Origin of the sequence: Mycobacterium sp. 2-64, from assembly GCF_035918375.1 — a bacterium.
GTDB lineage: Bacteria > Actinomycetota > Actinomycetes > Mycobacteriales > Mycobacteriaceae > Mycobacterium > Mycobacterium intracellulare.
This window is the reverse complement of sequence record NZ_CP142361.1, coordinates 700151-723662: the sequence shown is the minus strand read 5'-3', so window position 1 is coordinate 723662 and position 23512 is coordinate 700151. Positions and strand designations below refer to the sequence as shown.

Sequence of the window (23512 nt, the reverse complement as noted above, 5' to 3'; positions counted from 1 at the left end):
TCCTGTACGAACGCGCCCGCAACTGGGTGATCGGCTCCGATCCGGGCTTGCTTCGGCTGCGGATGGCGACTCGGACAACGGCCGCGCTGGGCCTTTCGCTGCTGGTCCTTTTCGTCCTCACCAGGGCGACGGGACAACCCCTGACCGTCGCGCTGCTGGGCGTCGTCATCACCATGGTCGCGTCGCGGTCAGTCAACGAGCCCGACCCGCGCCAGCAACGAATCACCATGGCGCTCTTGCCCGTTCCCGCCGCGCTGGCCATCACCGCCGCCGCGCTGCTGGCCCCGCACGTGGTGGCCAGCGATGCCGTCTTCGTGCTGATCGTGTTCACCGCGGCCTACATCCGCCGCTTCGGGGCGCGCGGCAGGGCGCTGGGGATGGTCGCGTTCATGTCGTACTTCTTCACGCTGTACCTGCGGGCCCGCGTCTCGGAGCTGCCCTGGATGATCGGGGCGGTCGCGGTGGGCACGGTGTGCACGTACGTGATGACCGCCTACGTGCTGCCCGACCGCCCCGAGCGGGTGCTGCGCGCCACCATCCGGGCGCTGCGGGCGCGGATGGCGATCGTCATCGACACCACCGCCGAAGCGGTGCGGACGGGCCGCCTCGACGAACGGCGGCGCCGCCGCATGCGGGCGCGCACCACGCGGCTCAACGAGACCGCCCTGCTGGTGCAGAGCCAGATCGAGGACAAAGCCGATCCCGGCGCGCTGTGGCCCGGCGTCACCGCCGAACAGCTGGCCCCCTGGCTGCTGGACGCCGAGTTGGCCATCGAATGGGTCGCCACCGCCGGTCGGCGGGCCGCCGCCGTGGCGGGTGAGGCCCCGGAATCCATCCCGATCGGCACGCGGGTCCCGCTCGTCGACGCGCTCTCGCAGCTGGCCCGCGCGATCCGCCTGCCCGAACCCGAGGGGCTGCGGCGGGCGGCCGCCCGCGCGCAACGGCTGCTGGACGAGCTGCCCGAGGCTGGAGCCGCGGCCGAGGACGACCCGGGCGCCACCGCGGTCCGCCGCCTCGCCCTGGCGATCATCAACGCCGCGGGGGCGACGTCCGACGTGCGGGCGATCGTCGATCGGATGGCCGCCGGCGCCCCCCTTGACGAAACCGGCGGCGAGCGGCCGGCGGCCGACGAGCGCGCCGCGCCGGAGGGGGCCGCCGACGAGGCACGCCCCGGCGGGCTGCTGCCGACCACCCGGCAAGCCATCCAGGTCTGTATCGCCGCCTCGCTGGCCATCGTCACCGGGGAGCTGGTCTCGCCGGACCGGTGGTATTGGGCGGTGATCGCCGCGTTCGTGATCTTCGCCGGCACCAACTCGTGGGGCGAAACCCTGACCAAGGGCTGGCAACGCCTGCTCGGCACCCTGCTCGGCGTGCCCGCCGGCGTGCTGGTGGCCACGCTGCTGACCGGCCACGAAATTGGCGCTCTCGCCGGCATTTTCGTGTGTCTGTTCTGCGCCTTCTATTTCATGACGGTCACCTACAGCCTGATGACCTTCTGGATCACCACGATGCTGGCGCTGCTGTACGGCCTGCTCGGCCAGTTCTCCTTCGGCGTGCTCATGCTGCGGATCGAAGAGACCGCGATCGGCGCCGTCATCGGGGCGACGGTGGCCGTCGTCGTGTTGCCGACGAACACCAGAACCGCGATCCGCGCCGACACCCGCACCTTCCTGACGAGCCTGTCGGCGCTGATCGAGGTGTGCGCCGCCACCATGTGCGGAGAGGGCGGCGCCAGCCCGTCCGAGCAGGCGCGTCAGGTCGATCGGGATCTGCAGCAGTTCCGGGTCACCGCCAAGCCGCTGTTGGCGGGCGTCGCCGGACTCGCGGGGCGGCGCAGCATCCGCCGCGCCCTGGGCATCTTCACCGCGTGTGACCAATACGGCCGCAGCCTGGCACGCAGCAGCGAGCAGTATCGGGACCCCGTCGGGTCACCGCCGCCGGCCCCGAAACTGGCGCAGGCGTTTTCGGCGGCCGCCGCCCAGACGCGACGCAACATCGAGGCGTTGCAGGAGGCCATCGAGGGGGGTCACGCACCGACCCTGGTCTCGGCGGCCGACGACCTCGACGCCGCGGAAACCCTGGCGCGACAACAGGACGGCGACGGCCACGGCGCCGAGCCGCGGCCCGAGACCCGGCGGTACCTCACCGCGGTGCACGCCCTTCGCCAGATCGAGCGGGCCGTCATCACCGCCGCCACCAACCTCGGTGGACGCGAACGCGTGCGGACGGCCGAGCCCGCGTCACGCTGAGGCGCTTTGCTACCGATCGCGCGCGGCCGCGGCTACCATCGTGCTGACCGCCGCGGTCCGTAGCCACAGCCGAGGAGAAATCCCATGGCCACACCGAACCTCCCGCCGGGCTTTGATTTCACCGATCCCGACATCTACGCGCACCGGCTGCCGGTGCGGGAGTTCGCCGAACTGCGCGCCACCGAACCGGTCTGGTGGAACGAGCAGGCGCCGGATAAGGGCGGGTTCGGCGACGGCGGCTACTGGGCGGTGACCAAGCATCGCGACATCCGCGACGTCTCGCTGCGCAGCGACGTGTTCTCGTCGGCCGCCAAGTCGATCGTGCCGCGTTACCGGGAAGACTTGGCGGCCGGGCAGATTGAGGCGGGCCGGGCGTCGATGATCATGATGGACGACCCCGAGCACAGCCGGTTGCGCAGGATCGTGTCGCGGGCCTTTACACCGCGCGCGGTCGAGCGGCTGCGCGCCGAACTGTCCGAGCGGGCCCGGTGCATCGTCACCGAGGCCGCGGCGGCGGGGTCGGGCGACTTCGTCCGCCAGGTGGCCTGCGAGTTGCCGCTGCAGGCCATCTCCGCGCTGCTCGGGGTTCCGCATGAGGACTACGACAAGCTGTTCGACTGGACCAACAACATGATCGGCAGCGACGATCCGGAATTCGCCGGCAACGACGCGCTGACCTCGGCCGGCGAATTGATGTGGTACGCCATGCAATTGGCGGCGCGCAAGGCCGAAGAACCTGGCGACGATATCGTCACCACCCTGATTCAGGCCGATGCCGACGGCCAGCGCCTGTCGGAGGCCGAGTTCGGCATGTTCGTGGTCACGCTGGCCGTCGCGGGAAACGAGACCACGCGCAACTCGATCACGCAGGGAATGATGGCCTTCACCGACTATCCGGTCCAGTGGGAGCTGTTCAAGGCGCGGCGACCCAAGACCGCGGCCGACGAGATAATCCGTTGGGCCACACCGATCACCGCGTTTCAGCGCACCGCGCGCGAGGACACCGAACTCGGCGGTGTGGCCATCAGAGAAGGTCAGCGGGTGGTGCTGTTCTATCGCTCGGCCAACTTCGACGAAGAGGTCTTCGACGACCCGTTCACCTTCGACATCCTGCGCAGCCCCAACCCGCACCTCGGTTTCGGCGGCACCGGGGCGCACTACTGCATCGGCGCCAACCTGGCCCGCATGACGATCGATGTGATGTTCAACGCGCTGGCCGACCGGCTGCCCGACCTGGCCCCGCTGGGAAATCCGGAGCGCCTGCGGTCGTCGTTCATCAACGGCATCAAGCACTGGCCCGTCGATTACCGAGGCGGCCACCCGGTCGCCTCATGAGGATCGCCATCAGCGGTGCCGGCGTGGCCGGGGCGGCGCTCGCCCACTGGCTGCATCGGACCGGCCACACGCCGACGCTGATCGAGCAGGCGCCGCACCTGCGCACCGGCGGCTACATGATCGACTTCTGGGGCGTGGGCTACCAGGTGGCCAAGCGGATGGGCATCGAAGGGCCGATCCGCGCCGCCGGATACGAGATGGAACGGCTCCGCTCGGTCGGCCCTCGCGGCGAGATCAAGGCGGACGTGGACGTCGACGTCTTTCGCCGCCTGCTCGGCGCCGACTTCACCAGCCTGCCGCGCGGCGATCTGGCCGCGGCGATCTACGCCACCATCGAGGACGAGGTCGAAACGGTCTTCGGCGACAGCATCTCGTTCGTCGACGAGCGCGACGACGGGGTCCGACTCGGGTTCGAGCGCGGCGGCGCGCGCGATTTCGACCTGCTGATCGGCGCCGACGGGCTGCACTCCAACGTGCGCCGCCTGGTCTTCGGGCCCGAACGAGAATTCGAGCGCTATCTGGGCTGCAAGGTGGCGGCCTGCGTGGTCGACCGTTACCGGCCGCGCGACGAGCTGGCCTACGTCACCTATGCCGAACCCGGCCGCCAATTGGCGCGTTTCGCGCTGCGCGGCGACCGCACCACGTTCCTGTTCATCTTCCGCGCCGACCACGACGGCACCGACACACCGCCGAAAGACCAGCTGCGCAACACCTTTGCCGACTGCGGCTGGGAAGCCCACGACATGCTGGCCGCGCTCGACGACGTTGACGACCTCTACTTCGACGTCGTCAGCCAGATCCACATGAACCGCTGGTCGCGGGGGCGCGTGCTGCTCATCGGGGATGCGGCCGGCTGCATTTCGCTGCTCGGCGGTGAGGGCACCGGCCTGGCGATCGCCGAGGCCTACGTGCTGGCCGGCGAACTCGGGCGCGCCGGGGGCGACCATCGCCGCGTGTTCGACGCCTACGAGATGCGGCTGCGTCCCTTCATCGAGGGCAAGCAGGCCGGCGCGGCGCGGTTCATCGGGTTCTTCGCCACCCGGACCCGATTCGGGCTGTGGTTCCGCGACCTGGCGCTGCGCACCATGAATTTCGCCCCGATGACACGGCTTCTCGCGCGCGACGTGCGCGACGACTTCGAGCTGCCCGACTACGGCATCTAGCCACCGATCACAAGCTCGGCTGCGGACTTTGTGTGTCGCGGCGCTCGCCCGTGGCGATGAAGTCCTCGATCAGCTCCACCACCTGGTTCGGCGCCTCCACCTGCGCGAAATGACCGACGTCGGGCAGGATTTCGAGCCTGGCGTCGGTGCGAGCCTTGTGCGCGGCGTACGCGTGATCGACGGGGATGATGCCGTCGCGTTCCCCCCAGATCGCCATGACCGGCAAGTCCTCACGCAGCGAGAGTCTGTTGAGCGCGCTGACCGCCTGGCCCCGGTAGTCGACCACCGACCTCAGCGTCCGCAGGAACGACTGGCGCGTCTCACCGTCGGACAACGACGAGTAGGCGCTCCACAGCTCGGCCCCGCGCGGCGACTGGATGCCCGCGCTTGTCAACCAGGACCTGAGCTTGTTGCCGACGGACAGGACGGGCGTGGGCGCGATGATCGGCAACACCAGCTCCGCCCCGGGGGCCGAGAGCAGCCGCAGGACCCATCCCACGTCGGGACCCAGGCCGCCGCTGCTGATCAAGATCAACCGCTTGGCGTAGTCGGGGTGCTGATAGACGAACTGCATGGCGACACCGCCGCCGAGCGAATGACCGACCACGGTGGCCTGGCTGACACCCAGTTCGTCGAGGAAATCACGAAGCCAGACCGCAAACGCGCCCAGCGAGTAGTCGGTGCGGGGCTTCGCGGACTGGCCGTGGCCCAGCAGGTCGGGCGCGACGATCCGGAACTTCTTCGACAGCTGCGGTATCACGGATCGCCAGGTCTCCGAACTCCCCGCCATACCGTGGATCAGCAGCAACGCTTCGCCGTCACCCTCGTCGCGATAGGCGATGCGATCCCCATGTAACTCGAGAAACTTCATGTCACTCATTCGGGCTGTGTACCCGCTTTGGCCCTGCTGACGACGCGGGCAGGGCAAATGCCCGCCCGTTGAGCAATGATCAAGGGCATGACCGAACCGGTTGCGGCCCGCGTGGCCGTCTACCTCGACTTCGACAACATCGTGATCTCGCGGTACGACCAGATACACGGGCGAAACTCGTTTCAGAAGGACAAGGCCAAGGGGCTCGAGCAGCATTCCGAACGGTTGGGCCAGGCGACGGTCGACGTCGGCGCCATCCTCGACTACGCGTCGTCGTTCGGGACCCTGGTGCTCACCCGCGCCTATGCGGACTGGTCGGCGGATATCAACGCCGGATACCGCGGGCAGCTGGTGGCCCGCGCGGTCGACCTGGTGCAGCTGTTCCCCGCGGCGGCCTACGGCAAGAACGGCGCCGACATCCGGCTGGCCGTCGACGCGGTCGAGGACATGTTCCGGCTGCCCGACCTGACCCACGTGGTGATCGTGGCCGGCGACTCCGACTACATCCCGCTGGCCCAGCGCTGTAAGAGGCTGGGCCGGTACGTGGTGGGCATCGGGGTGGCCGGGGCGTCGAGCCGGGCGCTGGCGGCCGCGTGCGAGGAGTTCGTCGTGTACGACGCGCTGCCGGGGGTTCCCGCGCTCGACCGCGAGCCCGGGCCGGCCGACACCGCCCCGCCGAAGCGGCGCGGCGGGCGCACCAAGGCGGCACAGGCCGAGGAGCCCGAGCCGCCCGACGCGCAGGCCGCCGCCACCGCGCTGCTGACGCGCGCGCTACAGATCGGCCTGGAGAAAGACGACGTCGACTGGCTGCACAACTCCGCGGTGAAGGCGCAGATGCGGCGCATGGATCCGTCGTTCAGCGAAAGGTCTTTGGGTTTCCGGTCATTCAGCGATTTTTTGCGGTCGCGTTCCGACATCGTCGAGCTGGACGAGACGTCGACGACGCGGATGGTGCGGCTGCGCGCGCAGGATTGAGCGGCGTCGCCCCCGCGTCGCGGCAATGCATTTTCTCGCTGGTGTATGGCGTTTCGCCGATGCGCGGATCGATATCGTTGACAGCGCCCCGGGGTGGCCATACATTGTCTGGGAGTCGTCCGCAGCTGGTGGGGGATCGATGAGGAGACCGTCATGACCGTCGGTGCCGCTCCCCCAAGCGTTTTCGACGCCGACCTGCCCACTCTGTCCTACCGTGACGACGAAACACCCGCGGAGGTCTACCCGCGCCTGCGGGAGGCGCAACGACACGCGCCCGTCGCACTGGGGCCGCACGGCCCCGAGGTGCTCGGGTACCACATGGTCCGGTCCGTCCTGCGGGACACGCGGTTCCAGATCCCGCCCGGCCTGAATCTCCTTGTCCAGGGCATCACTTCGGGCCCGCTGTGGGACAAGGTGGTCAACAGCCTGCTGTGCCTCGAGGGCGACGCGCACCACCGGCTGCGCAGCCTGACCTCCAAGGCGTTCACGCCGAAGGCCACCCTGCGCCTGCACGACACCATGGTCGGCGTGCTCAACGAACTGGTCGATCGGGTCGCCGGCGCCGGGCGCTGCGACGTCGTCACCGACATCGCGCGCCCGTATCCCGTGCCGATCATCTGCGCGCTGCTCGGGGCGCCCCGCGAGGACTGGCAACGGTTCTCGCTGTGGGCGGACGACGTGTTCAAGGCGTTCAGCTTCACCGCCGACCTGACCGAAGTGGAGCCCGTCGTGATGCGCGCGTGGCGCCAACTCGACGCCTATGTCGACGAGATGGTCGCCGGGCGCCGCCGCAGCCTGACCGACGACCTGCTGTCCGACCTGATCCGCGCCGAGGACGAGGGCGACCGCCTCGACGCGGCCGAACTGCGCATGCTGGCCGGGGGGCTGCTGCTGGCGGGGACGGACACCACCCGCAACCAGGTCGCCGCGTCGGTGCACCTGCTGTGCGAGCACCCGGAACAGTGGGAGCTGCTGCGCCGGCGACCCGAGTTGGCGATGCGCGCGGTCGAGGAGACCATGCGGCACTCGCCGATCGTGTGCGGGACGCTGCGGCTGGTGGCCGAGGACGCCGAGGTCGACGGCTACGTGTTTCCCGCCGGCACGATGGTCCTGCTCAACACCGGGGCGGCGAACCGCGACCCCACCGTCTACGACGACCCGGACCGCGTCGACATCACCCGCGAGGGCGCCCCGCCGATCCTGACGTTCGGCGGCGGCGCGCATTACTGCCTGGGCGCCAACCTGGCCAGGCGCGAGATCGCCGAGGCGCTGACCGTCTTGACCGCCCGCCTGCGCAATCCGCGCATCGCCGGCCCGGCTCCGTGGAAGCCGATGGGAACGCTGAGCGGCCCGCTGAGCCTGCCGCTGGAGTTCGACCGCTAGGCATCCGGCGCCGCTCAGGGATTCGGGTGTGAGCTCGCGGATTCGGGTGTGAATCCACGGCTTTGACTGTGCGCTGAGGGCGACGACACGCCGAGCGCGGCCGCCGTGGCTTCACAGTCAAAGCCAAGGCTTCACACCCAACGCGACGCCGTTGGCAATCCGCCGAGTCGCGGTGGCGCCGGGGCGGCCTTACGCTGCGGGGGTTACACGAACTTCACGGGGGTTTTCGATGCGCGCAACCTGGGGACCGGCGGCCGCCGCGGTCGCCTGCCTGGCGCTGTCGTCCTGCTCGGAAACCGTGTCGGCGCCCCCGCTGACCCCCACCGCGCCGACGTCGGCGTCGAAAACGACCACCCGTGCGGGACCCGCCCCGATCACGGGCCCGCTGGAAAAGGACTGGAAGAGCTACGGCGGCACGGCGTATTTCGGCTGCCCGCAGACCTTTTCGGCCGGCAAATCCGCACTCGACGACATCCGGCCGAAGATCTTCGACCCGAAGACGGGACAGTACGTCGCGCCGGCCATCCCCACGATCGCCGCCGGCGAGAACCTCACCGGCGCCATGTGCGCGCTGACCGGCGCCGCCGCCGACCTCAAGGTCGTCTACGTGGTCACCACCGTCAAGCCCGCCCAGGCCCCGGCGCCCGAAATCTCAAGGACCACCGCGTATTCCTACGACTGGTCCTCGGGCCACCAGGTCGCCACCAAAGAACTGCAGCCGCCGACCCCCGGCCTGAGGTTGGCGGCGCCGAAGGAATGGGGACTGGCCCCGACCGCCTCGGGCGTGGCGTGGGTGAACGCCTTCACCGACGGGCACGCCCCCGCGTCGCCGCCCCGAACCGTGGTCCTGTCCGGCGCCGACCTGTCGATCATGTGGGACGATCCCCAGCCCGCCCGAGTTTGGCAGGACGTCATTGCGTTCCCCCGCAACGCCGATCCCGGCAAGGCCTCGGGGGCCGAGCTGCGCCGCCCGAACGGGGAGGCGATCTACCAGGACGACGACGCGCAATCCGTGGACGCCGAATTGGCCGAGGGCCCAGACAAACTTGTGAAGATCACCCACCGGGAGTCGCGCAACCCACCGGCCGTCTCCACGATGTTCTATGACCTCAACGCCAAATCCCTCATCAAGATCGGCGATTCGGACCGGATCTCCGGCGGCGGGCTGAGCGCGGCCCTGTCCGACGGGAAACTGTTTGTCGACGGGCACAATTCGGAGAACTCCTCGTTCGGGTTCGGGGTGTGGAACCTGCGCAGCCAACAGTGGGACTTGCTCAAGAGCCGCGACGACGCCAAGAAGATGTCGATTTCGAAGCTGGCGTTCTTCGAAGACCACCTCTACCTCACCGGCAGCGGCGGCACGTTCTCGGTAATCGCCCTTCCTGCAACGGATCCCGTCGCGTCCGGCTGGTCGACACGCCCGTTCGAGCGGATATCCGGATGGACGCTGGTGTGCCGCGGCGAGACCGCGCCGTCGTCCAACGGCGAGTGCAAGGAGATCGTCATGGTGCAAGACCAGGACGGCCACTACCCCGGGCCCTGGTTCTGACGGTCGCCCGCGGTCAGATCCAGCCGAGGGCCTGCGGAACCATGTACAGGCCGAACCCGATGGTCACGAAGCACAGCGCGCGGGTGACGTATTTGTGCAGCCCGCGCATGCGCCACTGCTCGGGCAGGGCCCTGGCTTCCAGCGCGAGCAGCAGGCCCAGCACGATGGGCAGCAGCAACGCGTTCATGACTTCGACGTCGACGGCCAGATTGACCAGGTCGACGCTGGCCAGCACCAGCACCGCGCCCACGATGTGCGCCAGCGAATACGTGATGTAGAACCGGGCGGTGGCGCGGTTGGGCCGCTCGTTGAGCGTGTGCTTCCAGCCGAACACCTCCGCGAGCCCCCACGCGCCCGCGAGCGAGGCGACGATCGCGGCCACCAGCGCCGCGCCCAGCATGCCGAGCCCGAACAGCACCGTCCCGCCGACTCGGCCGAGGTAGGGCGTGAGCGACTGGGCGATCTGGCCGACGGTCTCCAGTTCCGCGCCGCCGCCGTGCGCGCCGCTCGTCCCAATGGTGGACGCCATGGTGACCACCACCGCGATCATGATCAGCTGGGTCAGCACCGCGCCGAAGGCGGTGTCGTAACGGGCCTGGCGAATCGTGTTCTCCGACAGGCGCTTATCGACCACCGCTCCCTGCTGGTAGAAGATCATCCACGGCATGATGACCGCGCCGACGTTGGCCGCGACCAGTAGCAGGTATGACGAGTTGCCGAGCGGCATCGACGACAACCCGTCCACGAGGGCTCTGGGGGCGGGCCGGGCCATGACCATCGCCACCAGGAAGGCCAGTTCGGCGGCGCCGACGACCAGGCCGATGCGCTCGACGCGCCGGTAGCTACCGGTCAGGGCCAGCGCCAGCAGCGCGACGGTCGCGACCGGAATGCTCACCCAGCGCGAGACGCCGAAGAGTTCACCCACGCCGGCCACCCCGGCGAACTCCGTGAGCAACGCCCCGATCGCCGAGGCGAACAGGGTGAACGCCGACAGCCACGCCCAGCCGCGGCCGAACCGCTCCCGGATCAGCGAGCCGTGGCCGCGCCCGGTGACGATGCCCAGCCGCACGGTCATTTCCTGCACGACGTAGAGCACCGGCATCAGGATCAGCTGCGGCAGCACCATCCGGTAGCCCCACTGGGCGCCGGACTGCGACGCGGTGATCAGCGACCCGGCATCGGTGTCGGCCAGCATCACCACCAGGCCGGGGCCCCACACCGACAGCAGCCCCCATCGCAGCCAGCGGCCACGGGTGCGCAGCGGTATTTGCGGCCGGTCCTCGGATTCGTCCGCCACCGGCGGGGTGGTCGTATCGGTCACCGGTGGATCCTAACTAGGGGCCGCCTAACCACGGGCGTTTGCCGGAGAGCGCCATTGGCCGAAAATGTGCCGCCATTCTCTAAAATGCGATAGGCGTTCTCGAATTGCGAGAGTACGTTGCCCAAGTATGCAAACGGTGCGTAGCTTCTGCCGCGTCTGCACCTCCGTCTGCGGCATCCTCGTCGACGTCGAGGGTGACGAGGTGCTCCGCGTTCGCGGCGATCAGGAGCATCCCTTCTCCCGCGGTTACACCTGCCCGAAGGGCCGCGCCCTGCCGCAACTGCACCACCACCCCGACCGGCTCGAACGCCCGAGGATGCGGGCGGACGGCCGCCTGCGCGACACCACATGGGACGCCTGCCTCGACGACCTGGGCACGCGGCTGAAGGACATCATCGACCGGCACGGGCCGCAATCGGTCGCGTTCTACTTCTCCACCATGGAAAGCGCCGGCTTCCGCATGGCCGAGGCGCTGCACGCCGCGATTGGCACACCGGCCAAGTTCAGCCCCCTGACCATCGACGGCACCGCCAAGCCTTTGGTCTCGGATCTGGTCGGCGGATTCATGGGGCTATCGGGCCGGACCGACCTGGACAACGCCGACTTCCTGATGCTCGTCGGCGTCAATCCCGTTGTCTCGCATGGACATGCGATCTCGATGCCCAATCCGACCGGCACGGTGCGCGAGATCGCGCGGCGCGGGCAGGTGTGGGTGATCGATCCCCGTCGCACCGAGACCGCCCGGCTGGCCACCGCCCATCTGGCGCCGCGGCCCAGCACCGACCACGCCGTCCTCGCCTACCTGGTGCGCGAGATCCTGCGCGACGGAATGAAATCCGACGTTCCCGTGCAGGGCATCGACGAGCTGGCGCGTGCGGTCGAGCCGTTCACGCTCGAGCACACCGCGAAGCTGGCCGATGTCGCCGAGGCCGACCTGGCCCGGTTGTTTGCGGGCGTGCGGGCCGCCAAGTGCGTCGCGGTCGAAACCGGCACCGGCGTCACGATGACCGCCGAGCGCGCCAACGTCACGCAGTGGCTCGCCTGGGTGCTGATGATCCTCACCGGCGCGATGAACCGGCCCGGCGGGACGTGGTTTCACCCCGGATTCGCCTACCAGCTCGAGACTTTCGGCGAGTTTTTGCCCGTCACGCCGATCGAGGGATCCTTCGGTCCGGGACCGCGCAGCCGCCCCGAGGCGCAGGCGTTCATCAACGAGTGGCCCTGCGCGGCGCTGCCCGACGAGATCGCCGCGGGCAACATCCGCGCCCTGATCAACGTCGGCGGCAGCCTGGTCACCTCGTTCCCCGAGACCGGCAAGCTGATTCCGGCCCTACAGAGCCTCGAGGTGTTCGCGACCACCGAGATCATCAACAACGAGACCACCGAGCTGGCCACCCACGTCCTGCCCACCAAGGACCCGCTGGAACGCCCCGACATCACCATCCACGACATCCTGAGTTCGCATGTGTCCGTGCAATACAGCCCGGCCGTCGTCGAGCCGGTCGGCGAACGCCGCTCGATGTGGTGGGTGTTCGCCGAACTCGGCCGCCGGCTCGGCTACGAGCTCGGCAATCTCGGCGATCCCGACACCAGCACCGACGACGACGTGCTCGCCGTCCTGTTGGCCGGCGCCCGAACGGGATTCGACGAGGTGGCGGCGGTGGGTTGGGCCGAGGCCCCGCGCGAGCTGCCCGCGGCCTGGGTCGACGAGCACGTCGCGCGGATGGGCGGCTGGCGGCTGGCGCCGCCGCTGCTGGTGGACCAACTCGCGGGCCTGAAACCGCCCGCGCCGCTGGTGCTGGTGCCGCGCCGGCAGCGCCGAAAGCTCAACGGGCAGCTGGATTTTCTCGGTGAAGCCCCCGAGGTTCTCATCCACCCCGAGGACGGCGCCGCCGCGGGTGTCGCCGACGGGCAGAAGGTGACGGTGCGCAGCGCGAACGGCGAACTGACCGGCATCGCCAAGGTCGACGACTCCATTCGGCGCGGTGCGGTGTCGATCCCGCACGGCCACCACGCGGCCAACGTCAACCGCCTGACCAACAAGGACGACATCGACGTGGTGACCGGCATGGTGCGCTACTCGGGGGTGCCCGTCAGCCTGCATCCGGCCTGAAACACGCTGTCCTGGTTGGGCAGAAGACACCCTCCCGGTCGATGGGTTGGAGGAGTCGAACCGGGAGGGTGCCTGGCTTGGCGTTGACGCTCGAAGGTCACTGCCCGGCGCGCAGGTCGCATTGGACGACGAAGCAGAGCCGGTCGGCGAAGGCGATGGCATCGGCGATCTTCTCGGCCAGCTCGGCGGCGCGGGCCTTGCGGACGCCGGCCAGCCCGGCCTGCGCGGCGAGGGCCGATTCGCGCGCCGTCGCCAGTGCCGTGCGGCACTCGCGGAGTATTGAGAGTGTGGCGGGACTGATAGACATGTCGCCCCCTACAAATCGCGCTCTCACAGCGATACCCGCCCCGGGGCCCGCCACACCGCCGTGGCGCAAATTTTTACAACCAATTTGTAGAAATTGCGCACGTGTCGCACAACGTCGCCGCCGGCCCCTGGTCGGCCGCCCGGGCGACCGGGAATCGCGGCGGGCGGAACGACCGCGCGGAGCGCCACACGAGTGCGCCCCGGCAAACCGAAATTCGCGGTGTGCGACGGCGCGCGGGCCTACCAAAAACTGTGGTGGCAGGTACAGGATTCGAACCTGTGAAGCTTTCGCGACGGATTTACAGTCCGCTCCCATTGGCCGCTCGGGCAACCTGCCGCCAGACAGGTTACAACGAGCGAGTAGACAAAGCACAAACGCCTATCACCGGATGAAGGGACGGAATGCATGGCGGACTCATCGTTCGACATCGTCAGCAAAGTGGATCGCCAGGAGGTCGACAACGCGCTCAACCAGGCCGCAAAGGAGCTGGCCACGCGGTTCGACTTCCGCGGCACCGACACCACGATCGCCTGGAAGGGCGACGAGGCTATCGAGCTGACGTCGTCCACCGAGGAACGCGTCAAGGCGGCCGTCGACGTCTTCAAGGAGAAGCTGATCCGCCGGGACATCTCCATGAAGGCCTTCGACGCCGGCGAGCCCCAGGCCTCCGGCAAGACCTACAAGGTCAGCGGCTCGCTCAAGCAGGGCATCAGCAGCGAGAACGCCAAGAAGATCACCAAGCTGATCCGCGACGACGGCCCCAAGTCCGTCAAGACCCAGATCCAGGGCGACGAGATCCGGGTCACCAGCAAAAAGCGCGACGACCTGCAGGCCGTCCAAGCGCTGCTGAAGCAGGCCGACCTGGACGTGGCGCTGCAGTTCGTCAACTACCGGTGATCGCCGGTCGCGAGCGCGACGGTGCGGCCCGCGCGGTTTCGCGACTTCCTAGCCCGACCAACCGGTGGGTCTCTAGGCTAGTGACGAGTCCCACAATTTGAGCGAGGTTCACGATGACCGTGACGCCCCAGGAGGCCGCCGGCCACGGCGCGACCGAGGCCGACTACTTCGACGTCATCATCGTCGGCGCCGGCATCTCCGGCATTGACGCCGCCTACCGGATCACCGAACGCAATCCCCAGCTGACCTACACCGTCCTGGAGCGGCGCGCGCAGATCGGCGGGACGTGGGACCTGTTCCGCTACCCCGGGGTGCGCTCCGACAGCAGCATCTTCACGCTGTCCTTCCCGTTCGAGCCGTGGACCCGCGAAGAGGGCGTGGCCGACGGCGTGCACATCCGCGAGTACCTGGCCGCCACCGCGCGCAAGTACGGCATCGACCGCCACATCCGGTTCGACAGCTACGTGCGCTCGGCGGACTGGGACTCCGCGACCGACACCTGGACGGTCACCGTCGAACAGGGCGGGGAGCGCAGGCTCTACCGCGGCCGCTTCCTGTTCTTCGGCAGCGGCTACTACAACTACGACGAGGGCTACACCCCCGACTTCCCGGGCATCGAGGAGTTCCAGGGCACGGTGGTGCACCCCCAGCACTGGCCCGAGGACCTGGATTACGCCGGCAAGAAGGTCGTGGTGATCGGCAGCGGCGCGACCGCGGTGACGCTGCTGCCGTCGCTGTCGGACCGCGCCGCGAAAGTGACCATGCTGCAGCGCTCGCCCACCTATCTCATCTCGGCGTCCAAGTACGGCACGGTCGCCGCCGTCGCGCGAAAACTGCTGCCCCGCAAGCCCGCTCATCTGGTCGTCCGCATGTACAGCGCCCTGACCGAGGCGGTGTTCTTCGCGTTGTCCCGCAAGGCGCCGGGGTTCGTGCGGTGGCTGCTGCGGCGCAAGGCGATCAACAGCCTGCCGGCCGGATACGACGTCGACACCCACTTCAAGCCGCGGTACAACCCCTGGGACCAGCGGATGTGCCTGATCCCCGACGCCGACCTGTACGAGGCCATCAGCGCCGGGCGCGCCGACGTGGTCACCGACCACATCGACCATTTCGACGCGACCGGCATCGCACTCAAGTCCGGCGGGCACCTCGACGCCGACGTCATCGTCACCGCCACCGGCCTGCAGCTGCAGGCGCTGGGCGGGGCCACGATCAGCCTGGACGGCAACGAGATCAAGACCAGCGACCGGTTCGTCTACAAGGCGCACATGCTCGAAGACGTGCCGAACCTGTTCTGGTGTGTGGGCTACACCAACGCGTCGTGGACGCTGCGGGCCGACATCACCGCCCGGGCGACGGCAAAACTCATGGAGCACATGGCCTCTCACGGCTACACGCGCGCCGCCCCGCACCGCGGCAACGAGCCGATGACCGAGAAGCCGTCGTGGGACATCAACGCCGGCTACGTGTTGCGCTCGGTGCACGCGCTGCCTAAGTCCGGCACCAAGCGGCCGTGGAACGTGCGGCAGAACTATCTCGCCGACGCCATCGACTACCGCTTCGACCGCATCGAGGAGGCAATGGTGTTCGGCCGGACCGCCGACCGCACCGCGCTGGCCGGATAGCCACGCACGGGAGTTCGTGAACTACTCCCAAATCTCAGATGTCGGCAATACGCTGATCGCCATGGCATCTGAGAAGCGCGAACCCAAAGTCGTTGTCCTCGGTGGCGGCAGCTGGGGCACCACCGTGGCCTCAATCTGCGCGCGCCGCGGGCCGACGCTGCAATGGGTGCGCTCCGAGGAGACCGCCCGCGACATCAACGACAACCACCGCAACAGTCGCTACCTCGGCAACGACGTCGAGCTGAGCGACACCCTGCGCGCCACCACCGACTTCGCCGAGGCGGCGAACTCCGCCGACGTCGTGGTCATGGGCGTGCCCTCGCACGGCTTCCGCGGGGTGCTCACCGAGCTGGCCCGGGAGCTGCGGCCGTGGGTGCCGGTGGTGTCCCTGGTCAAGGGCCTCGAGCAGGGCACCAACATGCGCATGTCCCAAATCGTCGAGGAGGTGCTGCCCGGGCACCCCGCGGGCATCCTGGCCGGTCCGAACATCGCGCGCGAGGTCGCCGAGGGTTACGCCGCCGCCGCGGTGCTGGCCATGCCCGACCAGCATCTGGCGACGCGGCTGTCCGGGCTGTTCCGCACCAGGCGCTTCCGCGTGTACACCACCGACGACGTCATCGGGGCCGAAATGGCCGGGGCTTTGAAGAACGTGTTCGCCATCGCCGTCGGCATGGGGTACTCGCTGGGCATCGGCGAAAACACCCGAGCGCTGGTCATCGCCCGCGCGCTGCGGGAAATGACGAAGCTGGGCGTCGCGGTGGGTGGGGACCCGGACACCTTCCCGGGGCTGGCCGGGCTGGGCGACCTGATCGTCACGTGTACCAGCCAGCGCAGCCGCAACCGTCACGTCGGTGAACAACTGGGGGCGGGCAAACCGATCGACGAGATCATCGCCTCGATGAACCAGGTCGCCGAGGGGGTCAAGGCCGCCAGCGTGATCATGGAGTTTGCCAACGAATTCGGCCTCACCATGCCCATCGCCCGTGAGGTCGACGCCGTGATCAACCACGGCTCGTCCGTCGAGGAGGCCTACCGCGGCCTGATCGCCGAGGTGCCCGGCCACGAGGTGCACGGCGCGGGCTTCTGACCTGGGCGTCGCGGGCTGGCCAAATTCAAATCTTTGCGTTCTCTATGGGCCGCTCACGTCCGCTTGACCCCGGTTTGCCAGCAAAATACCGTCAGACCAGGTAGTCAGTGATTTTCCGGTTGCGATCCTGCTCGTCGTCCGGATGTAATCCGCTGCACGCCAACCCGTTACGAAGATGTAACTGGCCGCAAGAAGGGCGGATATCGGAACATCCCCCGCAAACTCCCAACGAGGGACGTGACCGATGCAAGACATTGAACGGGCGGGCGATCGGCTCCCCACCGCGTCACGCGCCGACCGGCTGCGCGGCATCATCCGGCACGACCTGCCCTCCTCGCTGGTGGTCTTTTTGGTCGCGCTCCCCCTGTCGCTGGGAATCGCGATCGCCTCGGGCGCCCCGGTGCTCGCCGGCCTGATCGCCGCGATCGTCGGGGGCATCGTCGTCGGCAGCGTGGGGGGCTCCCCGCTGCAAGTCAGCGGCCCCGCGGCCGGGCTGACCGTCATCGTCGCCGGGCTGGTTTCCGAGTTCGGTTGGGGCATCACGTGTTTGATCACCGTCGCCGCCGGGACCCTGCAGGTGCTGTTGGGGCTGAGCCGCGTGGCGCGCGCCGCCCTGGCGATTTCACCGGTCGTCGTGCACGCCATGCTGGCCGGCATCGGCATCACGATCGCCCTGCAGCAGGCGCACGTGTTGCTGGGCGGAAAATCCAAGAGCACCGCCTGGCACAACCTGATCGGCCTGCCCGGGCAGGTCGTCGGTGCGCACCGGCCGGGGGTCATCCTGGGCGTCCTGGTGATCGTCATCATGGTCGCCTGGCGGTGGGTGCCCGCCAAGGCTCGCCGGGTACCGGGTCCCCTGGTCGCGATCGTGGCGGTCACCGCGCTCTCGGTCGTCTTCCCGTTTCACGTGCGCCGGATCGACCTCGAGGGGTCACCGCTGGACGCGCTGAGGCTGCCCGACCTTCCCCACGGCAACTGGGGCGCGTTCACCGTCGGGGTGATCACCGTCGCGCTCATTGCCAGCGTCGAGAGCCTGCTGTCGGCGGTGTCGGTCGACCGGATGCACAACGGGCCACGCACCGACTTCAACCGGGAGCTGGTGGGACAGGGCGCCGCCAACATCATCTCGGGGACCGTCGGCGGGCTGCCGATCACCGGGGTCATCGTCCGCAGCTCCACAAATGTCAACGCGGGCGCCAAATCCCGGGCGTCGGCGATCATGCACGGCGTCTGGATCCTGCTGTTCACCATTCCGTTCGCCGGACTGGTCGAGCAGATCCCCACCGCCGCGCTGGCCGGTCTGCTGATCGTCATCGGCGTCCAGCTGCTCAAGCCGGCGCACATCGAAACCGCAATGAAGCACGGCGATCTCGCCGTGTACGTGGTGACCGCCGTCAGCGTCATCTTCCTCAATCTGCTGCACGGCGTGCTGATCGGCCTCGCACTGGCCATCGCGCTGACCGGATGGCGAGTGATCCGGGCCAAGATCGAGGCGGAGCCGGTTGGCGACGAATGGCGGGTGACGATCGAGGGCGCGGCCTGCACCTTCCTGGCGCTCCCGAGGCTGACGCGGATGCTGACGTCGGTTCCGCGGGGCGCGACGGTGACGGTGGCGATCTCGGTCCATTACCTCGATCACGCTGCGCACCAAACGATTACCGACTGGCAGCGGCAGCACGAGGCGACAGGCGGGACCGTCGAAATCCGGGGTGTGATGGAGACGGGTCACCGCGCCGCGGACGAACCGCTGGTCGAGGCCCAGGCGCCCGGGGCCGCAGCGTAATTGCGCGCCCCGCGCTTATAGCGCGCCGCGCGCTCAGTCGACGTCGATCCTGATGTGCAGCCGCTTGCCGCACACCTGCGCCAGGCGCTGCAGCACGTCGACGCGCGGCACCTCGTCCCCGCTCTCCCACGCGGCCACGGCCTCGCGGGTGGTGCCCAGTGCGTGCGCCAGTTGTTCCTGGTTCATCCCGGCACCGGCACGGGTCTCGAAGACCAAATCGGGCAGATTCAGCGCCAGCCCGGCTTCGTGAATATCGATCGAGTCAGAGTGCGACATCGCCATCACCGCTTCCATCAATGGAAAGCCTAGGACTACAGCTAACTCCGATGTTACGTGCGGTTCGGCCAGTGTGCACGCGGCGTTTTACCGCCGTTTCCTACCGCCCGGCCATCTGCTCGAGGCGGCGGATGCGGTCCTCGATCGGCGGGTGCGTCGAGAAGAGCGACCCGATCCGCTCGCCGGCTCGAAATGGGCTGGCGATCATCAGGTGTGCCTGGCTGGCCAGCTGGGGCTCGGGCGGGAGCGGGGCCGCCTGGACCCCACCGGAGATCTTGCGCAGGGCCGACGCCAGGGCCAGCGGGTCCCCGGTCAACACCGCGCCCGATTCGTCCGCCTGGTATTCCCGCGACCGGGACACCGCGAGGCGCACGACCGTCGCCGCGATCGGGCCGAGCAACGAAACCAGCAGCAGCGCAAAGGGATTCTCGCCGTCGCGGCTGTTGCCGCCGAACATGCCGGCGAACATCGCCATGTTGGCCAACGCGGTGATCACCGACGCCATCGCACCGGCGATGCAGGAGATCAGGATGTCGCGGTTGTAGACATGCGACAGCTCGTGTCCCAGCACGGCGCGCAGCTCGCGTTCGGTGAGGATGCCCAAAATGCCGGTGGTGCAACACACCGCGGCGTTGCGCGGATTGCGGCCGGTCGCGAACGCGTTGGGCGCGTTGGTGTCGCTGATGTACAGCCGGGGCATCGGCTGGTGCGCGGCGGTGGCCAGCTCCCGGACGATCCGGTACATCGCCGGCGCCTGGAGCTCGGAAACCGGCTGCGCATGCATCGCCCGCAGCGCCAGCTTGTCGCTGTTGTAGTAGGTGTAGACGTTCATGCCGATGGCGAACAGCACCGCGAGAAACATCGCGGTCTTGCCGAACAACGAGCCCACAAACACGATCAACGCGGACATGCCGACCAAGAGGGCAAACGTCTTGAACCTGTTGGCATGCGGATGCCAGGTCATCGGTGTCCTCCTAGGACATTCCGGAGCACACTCCGGAACACTCGTTCATTGTCGACTATTGAACGCCCGAGACGGCCGAAGGAGTTCCGTGACGCGCTAGCCGTGCCGGCTGATGGTGTAGTCGACCAGCGTCTGCAGCGCGTGCCGGCCGGGCACGTCGGGCAGCAGCGCCAGCTCCTGGTGTGCCTGCGCCGCATAATCCTGCAGCGACCGCTTGGCCTTGGCCATGCCCTCCGACGCCCGCAGCAGCGCCAGCGCCTCGGCCACCGTCTCGTCGTCGTCGATGGGCCCGACCAGCAGCTCGCGCAGCCGCGCCGCGTCGGGGCCGGGTTCGCGCAGCGCGTAGACCATCGGCAAGGTGTGCACGCCCTCGCGCACGTCGGTGCCGGGCAGCTTGCCGGACTCGCGGGAGTCGCTGTCGATGTCGATGATGTCGTCGGAGATCTGGAAGGCGGTGCCCACGATGCCGCCGAGGCGGCTCAGCCGCTCCACCTGGTCGGCGTCGGCGCCCGAGAACATCGCGCCGAAGCGGCCCGCCGCGGCGATCAGGCACGCGGTCTTCTCGTAGACCACCTTCAGGTAGTGCTCGATCGGGTCCGCCCCCTCGGCCGCCCCCGTCAGGCCGCGGGTCTCGCGCATCTGCCCGGTCACCAGCTGGGCGAATGTCTCGGCGATCAGCCGCACCGCCTCGGGCCCCAGCCGGGACACCAGCCGCGAGGCGGTGGCGAACAGATAGTCCCCAGCCAGGATCGCGACGTTGTTGCCCCAGCGCACGTTGGCGGTGGGCGTGCCGCGGCGCACCTCGGCCTCGTCCATCACGTCGTCGTGATACAGCGTGGCCAGGTGCACCAGCTCGATCACGGCGCCGGCGATCGTCACGTCCGCGGCGTCGGGATTGGGCCCCAGCTGCGCCGACAGCACGGTGAACAGCGGCCGGAACCGCTTGCCGCCGGCCTTGAACAGGTGGGTCAGCGACTCGGTCATGATCTCGTCGGCGCTGCGCAGTTCGGTGTCCATGAGCTGCTCGATCCGCCCGACACCGTCGCGCACCGTCGCCGCGAAGGCCGCGTCGCCGAGATCAACGCCCGCCACCACCGTCGCCGGAGTATTCACGGGACCAAACATACTGGTGTGCATGAACACGGGAGCGACCCGAGCCCACGTGGTGGTGGTGGGCGCCGGACCCGCCGGTTCGGCGGCGGCGGCGTGGGCCGCGCGCGCAGGCCGCGAGGTCCTGGTTATCGATTCGGCGAGCTTCCCCCGCGACAAGGCCTGCGGTGACGGGCTGACCCCGCGCGCGGTCGCCGAGTGCGAACGCCTGGGGCTCGGGGACTGGCTGGACGCCCGCATCCGGCACCGCGGGCTGCGGATGAGCGGGTTCGGCGGCGAGGTGGAGGTGGACTGGCCCGGCCCGTCCTTCCCGTCGACCGGCAGCGCGGTGGCCCGCGTCGAGCTGGACGACCGGATCCGCAAAGTCGCCGAGGATTCCGGAGCGCGGATGCTGCTGGGCACCAAAGCCGTTGGCGTGCAACATGACTCATCGGGACGGGTGACATCGTTGACCTTGGCCGACGGCACCGAAGTCGGGTGCCGGCAGTTGATCGTGGCCGACGGCGCCCGTTCGTCGCTGGGGCGCAAGCTGGGCCGGCGCTGGCACCAGGAGACGGTGTACGGCGTGGCGGCCCGCGGGTACCTGAGCACGCCGCGCGCCGACGACCCCTGGCTGACCTCGCATCTCGAGCTACGCGGACCCGACGGCTCCAAGGACACAGTGCTGCCCGGCTACGGCTGGATTTTTCCGCTCGGCAACGGCGAGGTGAACATCGGCGTCGGGGCGCTGTCGACATCGAAACGACCCGCCGAGCTGGCGCTGCGGCCGCTGATCGACCACTACACCGACCTGCGCCGCGACGAGTGGGGCTTTGTCGGCCCGCCCCGGGCGGTGTCGTCGGCGCTGCTGCCGATGGGCGGCGCGGTGTCCGGGGTCGCCGGGCCCAACTGGATGCTGATCGGCGACGCCGCGGCGTGCGTGAACCCGCTCAACGGCGAAGGCATCGACTACGGGCTGGAGACGGGCCGGCTGGCCGCCGAGTTGCTGGACGGCCGCGACCTGTCGCAGGCGTGGCCGTCGCTGCTGCGGGAGCACTACGGTCGCGGCTTCTCGGTGGCGCGCCGGCTGGCGCTGCTACTGACCTTTCAGCGATTCCTGCCCGCGACCGGGCCGATCGCGATGCGCTCGACGACGCTGATGACCATCGCCGTGCGGGTGATGGCCAACCTGGTCACCGACGAGGACGCGGACTGGGTCGCGCGCGCCTGGCGGGGCGGTGGCCGGCTGTCCCGGCTGATCGACCGCCGCACCCCGTTCAGCTGAGCCGCGGCCGCATCGCCGCTGGTCGGAGGGCGCGGCGACCCTGCCGGGACGCACGATCGGCGCCCGCCGTTTGTCGGCGCGGCCGGAACCGGGCGTGTATAGTCCAGCTAATGAAGGGAACGATGCTGGCTACTATCGGTGCCGCTGCCGCTGCTGTTGCTGCTTTCGCGCTGGCCGCGCCGGCGCCGCTCTCCGCGCCCGCCCAGGCGGACCCGCCGCCGACGGCGCCGTACCCGACCCCGCGGACGCCGTCGCCGCCCAGCGACTACGACGCGCCGTTCAAGAACACGGTCAACGGGTTCGGCATCTACCAGCCGCAGGACCAACTGGCCTGGCTGGGCAAGATCACCTGCGACCGGATCGACCACGGCGTCGACCACGACGCCCACCAGTCCGCGACGTTCATCCAGCGCAACCTGCCGCGCGGCACCACCGAGGGCCAGTCGCTGCAGTTCCTGGGCGCGGCGGTCGACCACTACTGCCCGGAGCACATCGACGTCGTCCAAGCGGCCGGCAACCACTAAGTCCGTCTCAGCGCGGGGGCAGGTGCCCGGCGTGTAGGGCGACGATGCCACCCGTCAGGTTGCGCCACCGCACTCCCACCCAGCCGGCCTGGGTGAGCTGCTGCGCCAACCCCTCCTGATCGGGCCACGCCCGGATCGACTCCGCCAGGTACACGTAGGCCTCGGGGTTGCTGGACACCGCGCGCGCCACCCGCGGCAGCGCGCGCATCAGGTACTCCTTGTAGACGGTGGCGAACAGGCCGTTGGTGGGGGTGGAGAACTCGCACACCACCAATCGGCCGCCCGGGCGGGTGACGCGCGCCATCTCGCGCAGCGCGGCCTGGGTGTCGACGACGTTGCGTAGCCCGAAACTGATTGTGACGGCATCGAATACGTCGTCGGCGAACGGCAGCCTGGTGGCGTCGCCGGCAACCTTCGGCACGTGGCGCGCCGCCCCCGCCGCCAGCATGCCCACCGAGAAATCGGCGGCCACACACCACGCCCCGGATTTCTTCAGCTCGACGGTCGATACCGCGGTGCCCGCGGCGAGGTCCAGCACCCGCTGGCCCGGCCCGATCTCCAGCGCCGCCCGGGTGGCCTTGCGCCAGTGGCGGTCCTGGCCCATCGAGAGCACGGTGTTGGTCAGGTCATAGCGCCGGGCGACGCCGTCGAACATCGACGCGACGTCGCGGGGGTCCTTGTCCAACTCGGCGCGGCTCACCACACGGACGGTACCC

At 69.1% G+C, this 23512-nt stretch carries 20 protein-coding genes and 1 tRNA gene; 13 read left to right on the top strand and 8 right to left on the bottom strand.

Annotated features, from left to right (window positions below; genetic code table 11):
• Positions 1-26: 26 nt before the first annotated feature.
• The 3 genes from QGN31_RS03430 (at position 27) to QGN31_RS03420 (ending at position 4747) form a co-directional block, all read left to right on the top strand.
• Positions 27-2249 carry an FUSC family protein gene (locus QGN31_RS03430; RefSeq protein ID WP_008260987.1) on the top strand — a complete coding sequence of 741 codons (2223 nt, stop codon included), beginning with the start codon at positions 27-29 and terminating at the stop codon, positions 2247-2249.
• Between the two features lie 84 nt (positions 2250-2333).
• Complete coding sequence (locus tag QGN31_RS03425) at positions 2334-3584, top strand: cytochrome P450 (protein WP_014381171.1); 1251 nt, start codon at positions 2334-2336, stop codon at positions 3582-3584.
• Positions 3581-4747, top strand: coding sequence for an FAD-binding domain (locus tag QGN31_RS03420; protein WP_014942941.1), 1167 nt, complete (start codon positions 3581-3583; stop codon positions 4745-4747). Before QGN31_RS03425 ends, QGN31_RS03420 begins: the two co-directional genes overlap by 4 nt.
• Before the next feature lie 7 nt (positions 4748-4754).
• Here QGN31_RS03420 and QGN31_RS03415 read toward each other — a convergent pair whose 3' ends face one another.
• Positions 4755-5627: an alpha/beta fold hydrolase gene (locus QGN31_RS03415; protein WP_014385836.1), complete on the bottom strand. Its 873-nt coding sequence runs from the start codon at positions 5625-5627 to the stop codon at positions 4755-4757.
• Positions 5628-5693: 66 nt separating this feature from the next.
• Here QGN31_RS03415 and QGN31_RS03410 point away from each other — a divergent pair, with 66 nt between their 5' ends.
• From QGN31_RS03410 to QGN31_RS03400, 3 genes are all read left to right on the top strand, one after another.
• Positions 5694-6593, top strand: coding sequence for an NYN domain-containing protein (locus tag QGN31_RS03410; RefSeq protein ID WP_014385837.1), 900 nt, complete (start codon positions 5694-5696; stop codon positions 6591-6593).
• A gap of 153 nt (positions 6594-6746) precedes the next feature.
• Positions 6747-7976 (top strand): cytochrome P450, encoded by a 1230-nt coding sequence (locus QGN31_RS03405; RefSeq protein ID WP_008260994.1) that lies wholly within the window; start codon positions 6747-6749, stop codon positions 7974-7976.
• 229 nt (positions 7977-8205) lie between these two features.
• Positions 8206-9525 carry a hypothetical protein gene (locus QGN31_RS03400; protein WP_014383327.1) on the top strand — a complete coding sequence of 440 codons (1320 nt, stop codon included), beginning with the start codon at positions 8206-8208 and terminating at the stop codon, positions 9523-9525.
• 13 nt (positions 9526-9538) lie between these two features.
• On the opposite strand, the gene QGN31_RS03395 is transcribed toward QGN31_RS03400, so the two are convergent.
• On the bottom strand, positions 9539-10846 hold the full coding sequence (locus QGN31_RS03395; protein ID WP_014942942.1) for an NRAMP family divalent metal transporter: 1308 nt from the start codon (positions 10844-10846) through the stop codon (positions 9539-9541).
• A gap of 127 nt (positions 10847-10973) precedes the next feature.
• On the opposite strand from QGN31_RS03395, the gene QGN31_RS03390 reads away from it, so the two are divergent.
• Complete coding sequence (locus tag QGN31_RS03390; RefSeq protein WP_009951848.1) at positions 10974-12959, top strand: molybdopterin-containing oxidoreductase family protein; 1986 nt, start codon at positions 10974-10976, stop codon at positions 12957-12959.
• 97 nt (positions 12960-13056) lie between these two features.
• On the opposite strand, the gene QGN31_RS03385 is transcribed toward QGN31_RS03390, so the two are convergent.
• Positions 13057-13266 (bottom strand): hypothetical protein, encoded by a 210-nt coding sequence (locus tag QGN31_RS03385; protein ID WP_009951849.1) that lies wholly within the window; start codon positions 13264-13266, stop codon positions 13057-13059.
• Between the two features lie 252 nt (positions 13267-13518).
• A tRNA-Tyr gene (locus QGN31_RS03380) sits at positions 13519-13602 on the bottom strand.
• Between the two features lie 69 nt (positions 13603-13671).
• Between QGN31_RS03380 and QGN31_RS03375 the strand changes: the two genes are divergently transcribed.
• The 4 genes from QGN31_RS03375 to QGN31_RS03360 all read left to right on the top strand — a co-directional run bounded on the left by QGN31_RS03375 (position 13672) and on the right by QGN31_RS03360 (position 18658).
• Complete coding sequence (locus QGN31_RS03375) at positions 13672-14163, top strand: YajQ family cyclic di-GMP-binding protein (RefSeq protein ID WP_008261003.1); 492 nt, start codon at positions 13672-13674, stop codon at positions 14161-14163.
• Between the two features lie 113 nt (positions 14164-14276).
• Positions 14277-15788, top strand: a complete 1512-nt coding sequence (locus tag QGN31_RS03370) for a flavin-containing monooxygenase (protein WP_009951851.1) — start codon at positions 14277-14279, stop codon at positions 15786-15788.
• A gap of 61 nt (positions 15789-15849) precedes the next feature.
• Positions 15850-16875 carry an NAD(P)H-dependent glycerol-3-phosphate dehydrogenase gene (locus tag QGN31_RS03365; RefSeq protein WP_008261006.1) on the top strand — a complete coding sequence of 342 codons (1026 nt, stop codon included), beginning with the start codon at positions 15850-15852 and terminating at the stop codon, positions 16873-16875.
• Positions 16876-17119: 244 nt separating this feature from the next.
• Positions 17120-18658 (top strand): SulP family inorganic anion transporter, encoded by a 1539-nt coding sequence (locus tag QGN31_RS03360; RefSeq protein ID WP_009951853.1) that lies wholly within the window; start codon positions 17120-17122, stop codon positions 18656-18658.
• A 33-nt stretch (positions 18659-18691) separates the two neighbouring features.
• Here the strand turns inward: QGN31_RS03360 and QGN31_RS03355 are convergent, their stop codons facing one another.
• The 3 genes from QGN31_RS03355 to grcC1 all read right to left on the bottom strand — a co-directional run bounded on the left by QGN31_RS03355 (position 18692) and on the right by grcC1 (position 21011).
• On the bottom strand, positions 18692-18952 hold the full coding sequence (locus tag QGN31_RS03355) for a helix-turn-helix transcriptional regulator (RefSeq protein WP_008261010.1): 261 nt from the start codon (positions 18950-18952) through the stop codon (positions 18692-18694).
• Between the two features lie 82 nt (positions 18953-19034).
• Positions 19035-19898 (bottom strand): zinc metalloprotease HtpX, encoded by an 864-nt coding sequence (gene htpX / locus QGN31_RS03350; protein ID WP_008261012.1) that lies wholly within the window; start codon positions 19896-19898, stop codon positions 19035-19037.
• Between the two features lie 96 nt (positions 19899-19994).
• On the bottom strand, positions 19995-21011 hold the full coding sequence (gene grcC1 / locus QGN31_RS03345; protein ID WP_008261013.1) for a nonaprenyl/(2E,6E)-farnesyl/geranylgeranyl diphosphat synthase: 1017 nt from the start codon (positions 21009-21011) through the stop codon (positions 19995-19997).
• A 22-nt stretch (positions 21012-21033) separates the two neighbouring features.
• On the opposite strand from grcC1, the gene menJ reads away from it, so the two are divergent.
• On the top strand, positions 21034-22272 hold the full coding sequence (menJ, locus tag QGN31_RS03340) for a menaquinone reductase (RefSeq protein ID WP_036459730.1): 1239 nt from the start codon (positions 21034-21036) through the stop codon (positions 22270-22272).
• A 110-nt stretch (positions 22273-22382) separates the two neighbouring features.
• On the top strand, positions 22383-22796 hold the full coding sequence (locus QGN31_RS03335; RefSeq protein WP_008261015.1) for a DUF732 domain-containing protein: 414 nt from the start codon (positions 22383-22385) through the stop codon (positions 22794-22796).
• Positions 22797-22803: 7 nt separating this feature from the next.
• Here QGN31_RS03335 and QGN31_RS03330 read toward each other — a convergent pair whose 3' ends face one another.
• Complete coding sequence (locus tag QGN31_RS03330) at positions 22804-23496, bottom strand: demethylmenaquinone methyltransferase (RefSeq protein ID WP_014712415.1); 693 nt, start codon at positions 23494-23496, stop codon at positions 22804-22806.
• Positions 23497-23512 lie beyond the last annotated feature (16 nt).

Bases quoted from the DNA above. Each gene is read 5' to 3' on its own strand.
- QGN31_RS03400 (WP_014383327.1), top strand. From the start codon at position 8,206: ATGCGCGCAACCTGGGGACCGGCGGCCGCCGCGGTCGCCTGCCTGGCG.
- QGN31_RS03425 (WP_014381171.1), top strand. From the start codon at position 2,334: ATGGCCACACCGAACCTCCCGCCGGGCTTTGATTTCACCGATCCCGAC.
- QGN31_RS03385 (WP_009951849.1), bottom strand. From the start codon at position 13,266: ATGTCTATCAGTCCCGCCACACTCTCAATACTCCGCGAGTGCCGCACG.
- QGN31_RS03390 (WP_009951848.1), top strand. From the start codon at position 10,974: ATGCAAACGGTGCGTAGCTTCTGCCGCGTCTGCACCTCCGTCTGCGGC.
- QGN31_RS03365 (WP_008261006.1), top strand. From the start codon at position 15,850: ATGGCATCTGAGAAGCGCGAACCCAAAGTCGTTGTCCTCGGTGGCGGC.
- QGN31_RS03355 (WP_008261010.1), bottom strand. From the start codon at position 18,952: ATGGAAGCGGTGATGGCGATGTCGCACTCTGACTCGATCGATATTCAC.
- QGN31_RS03335 (WP_008261015.1), top strand. From the start codon at position 22,383: ATGAAGGGAACGATGCTGGCTACTATCGGTGCCGCTGCCGCTGCTGTT.
- QGN31_RS03415 (WP_014385836.1), bottom strand. From the start codon at position 5,627: ATGAGTGACATGAAGTTTCTCGAGTTACATGGGGATCGCATCGCCTAT.
- QGN31_RS03410 (WP_014385837.1), top strand. From the start codon at position 5,694: ATGATCAAGGGCATGACCGAACCGGTTGCGGCCCGCGTGGCCGTCTAC.
- QGN31_RS03360 (WP_009951853.1), top strand. From the start codon at position 17,120: ATGCAAGACATTGAACGGGCGGGCGATCGGCTCCCCACCGCGTCACGC.
- QGN31_RS03420 (WP_014942941.1), top strand. From the start codon at position 3,581: ATGAGGATCGCCATCAGCGGTGCCGGCGTGGCCGGGGCGGCGCTCGCC.
- QGN31_RS03375 (WP_008261003.1), top strand. From the start codon at position 13,672: ATGGCGGACTCATCGTTCGACATCGTCAGCAAAGTGGATCGCCAGGAG.
- menJ (WP_036459730.1), top strand. From the start codon at position 21,034: ATGAACACGGGAGCGACCCGAGCCCACGTGGTGGTGGTGGGCGCCGGA.
- QGN31_RS03405 (WP_008260994.1), top strand. From the start codon at position 6,747: ATGACCGTCGGTGCCGCTCCCCCAAGCGTTTTCGACGCCGACCTGCCC.
- htpX (WP_008261012.1), bottom strand. From the start codon at position 19,898: ATGACCTGGCATCCGCATGCCAACAGGTTCAAGACGTTTGCCCTCTTG.
- QGN31_RS03370 (WP_009951851.1), top strand. From the start codon at position 14,277: ATGACCGTGACGCCCCAGGAGGCCGCCGGCCACGGCGCGACCGAGGCC.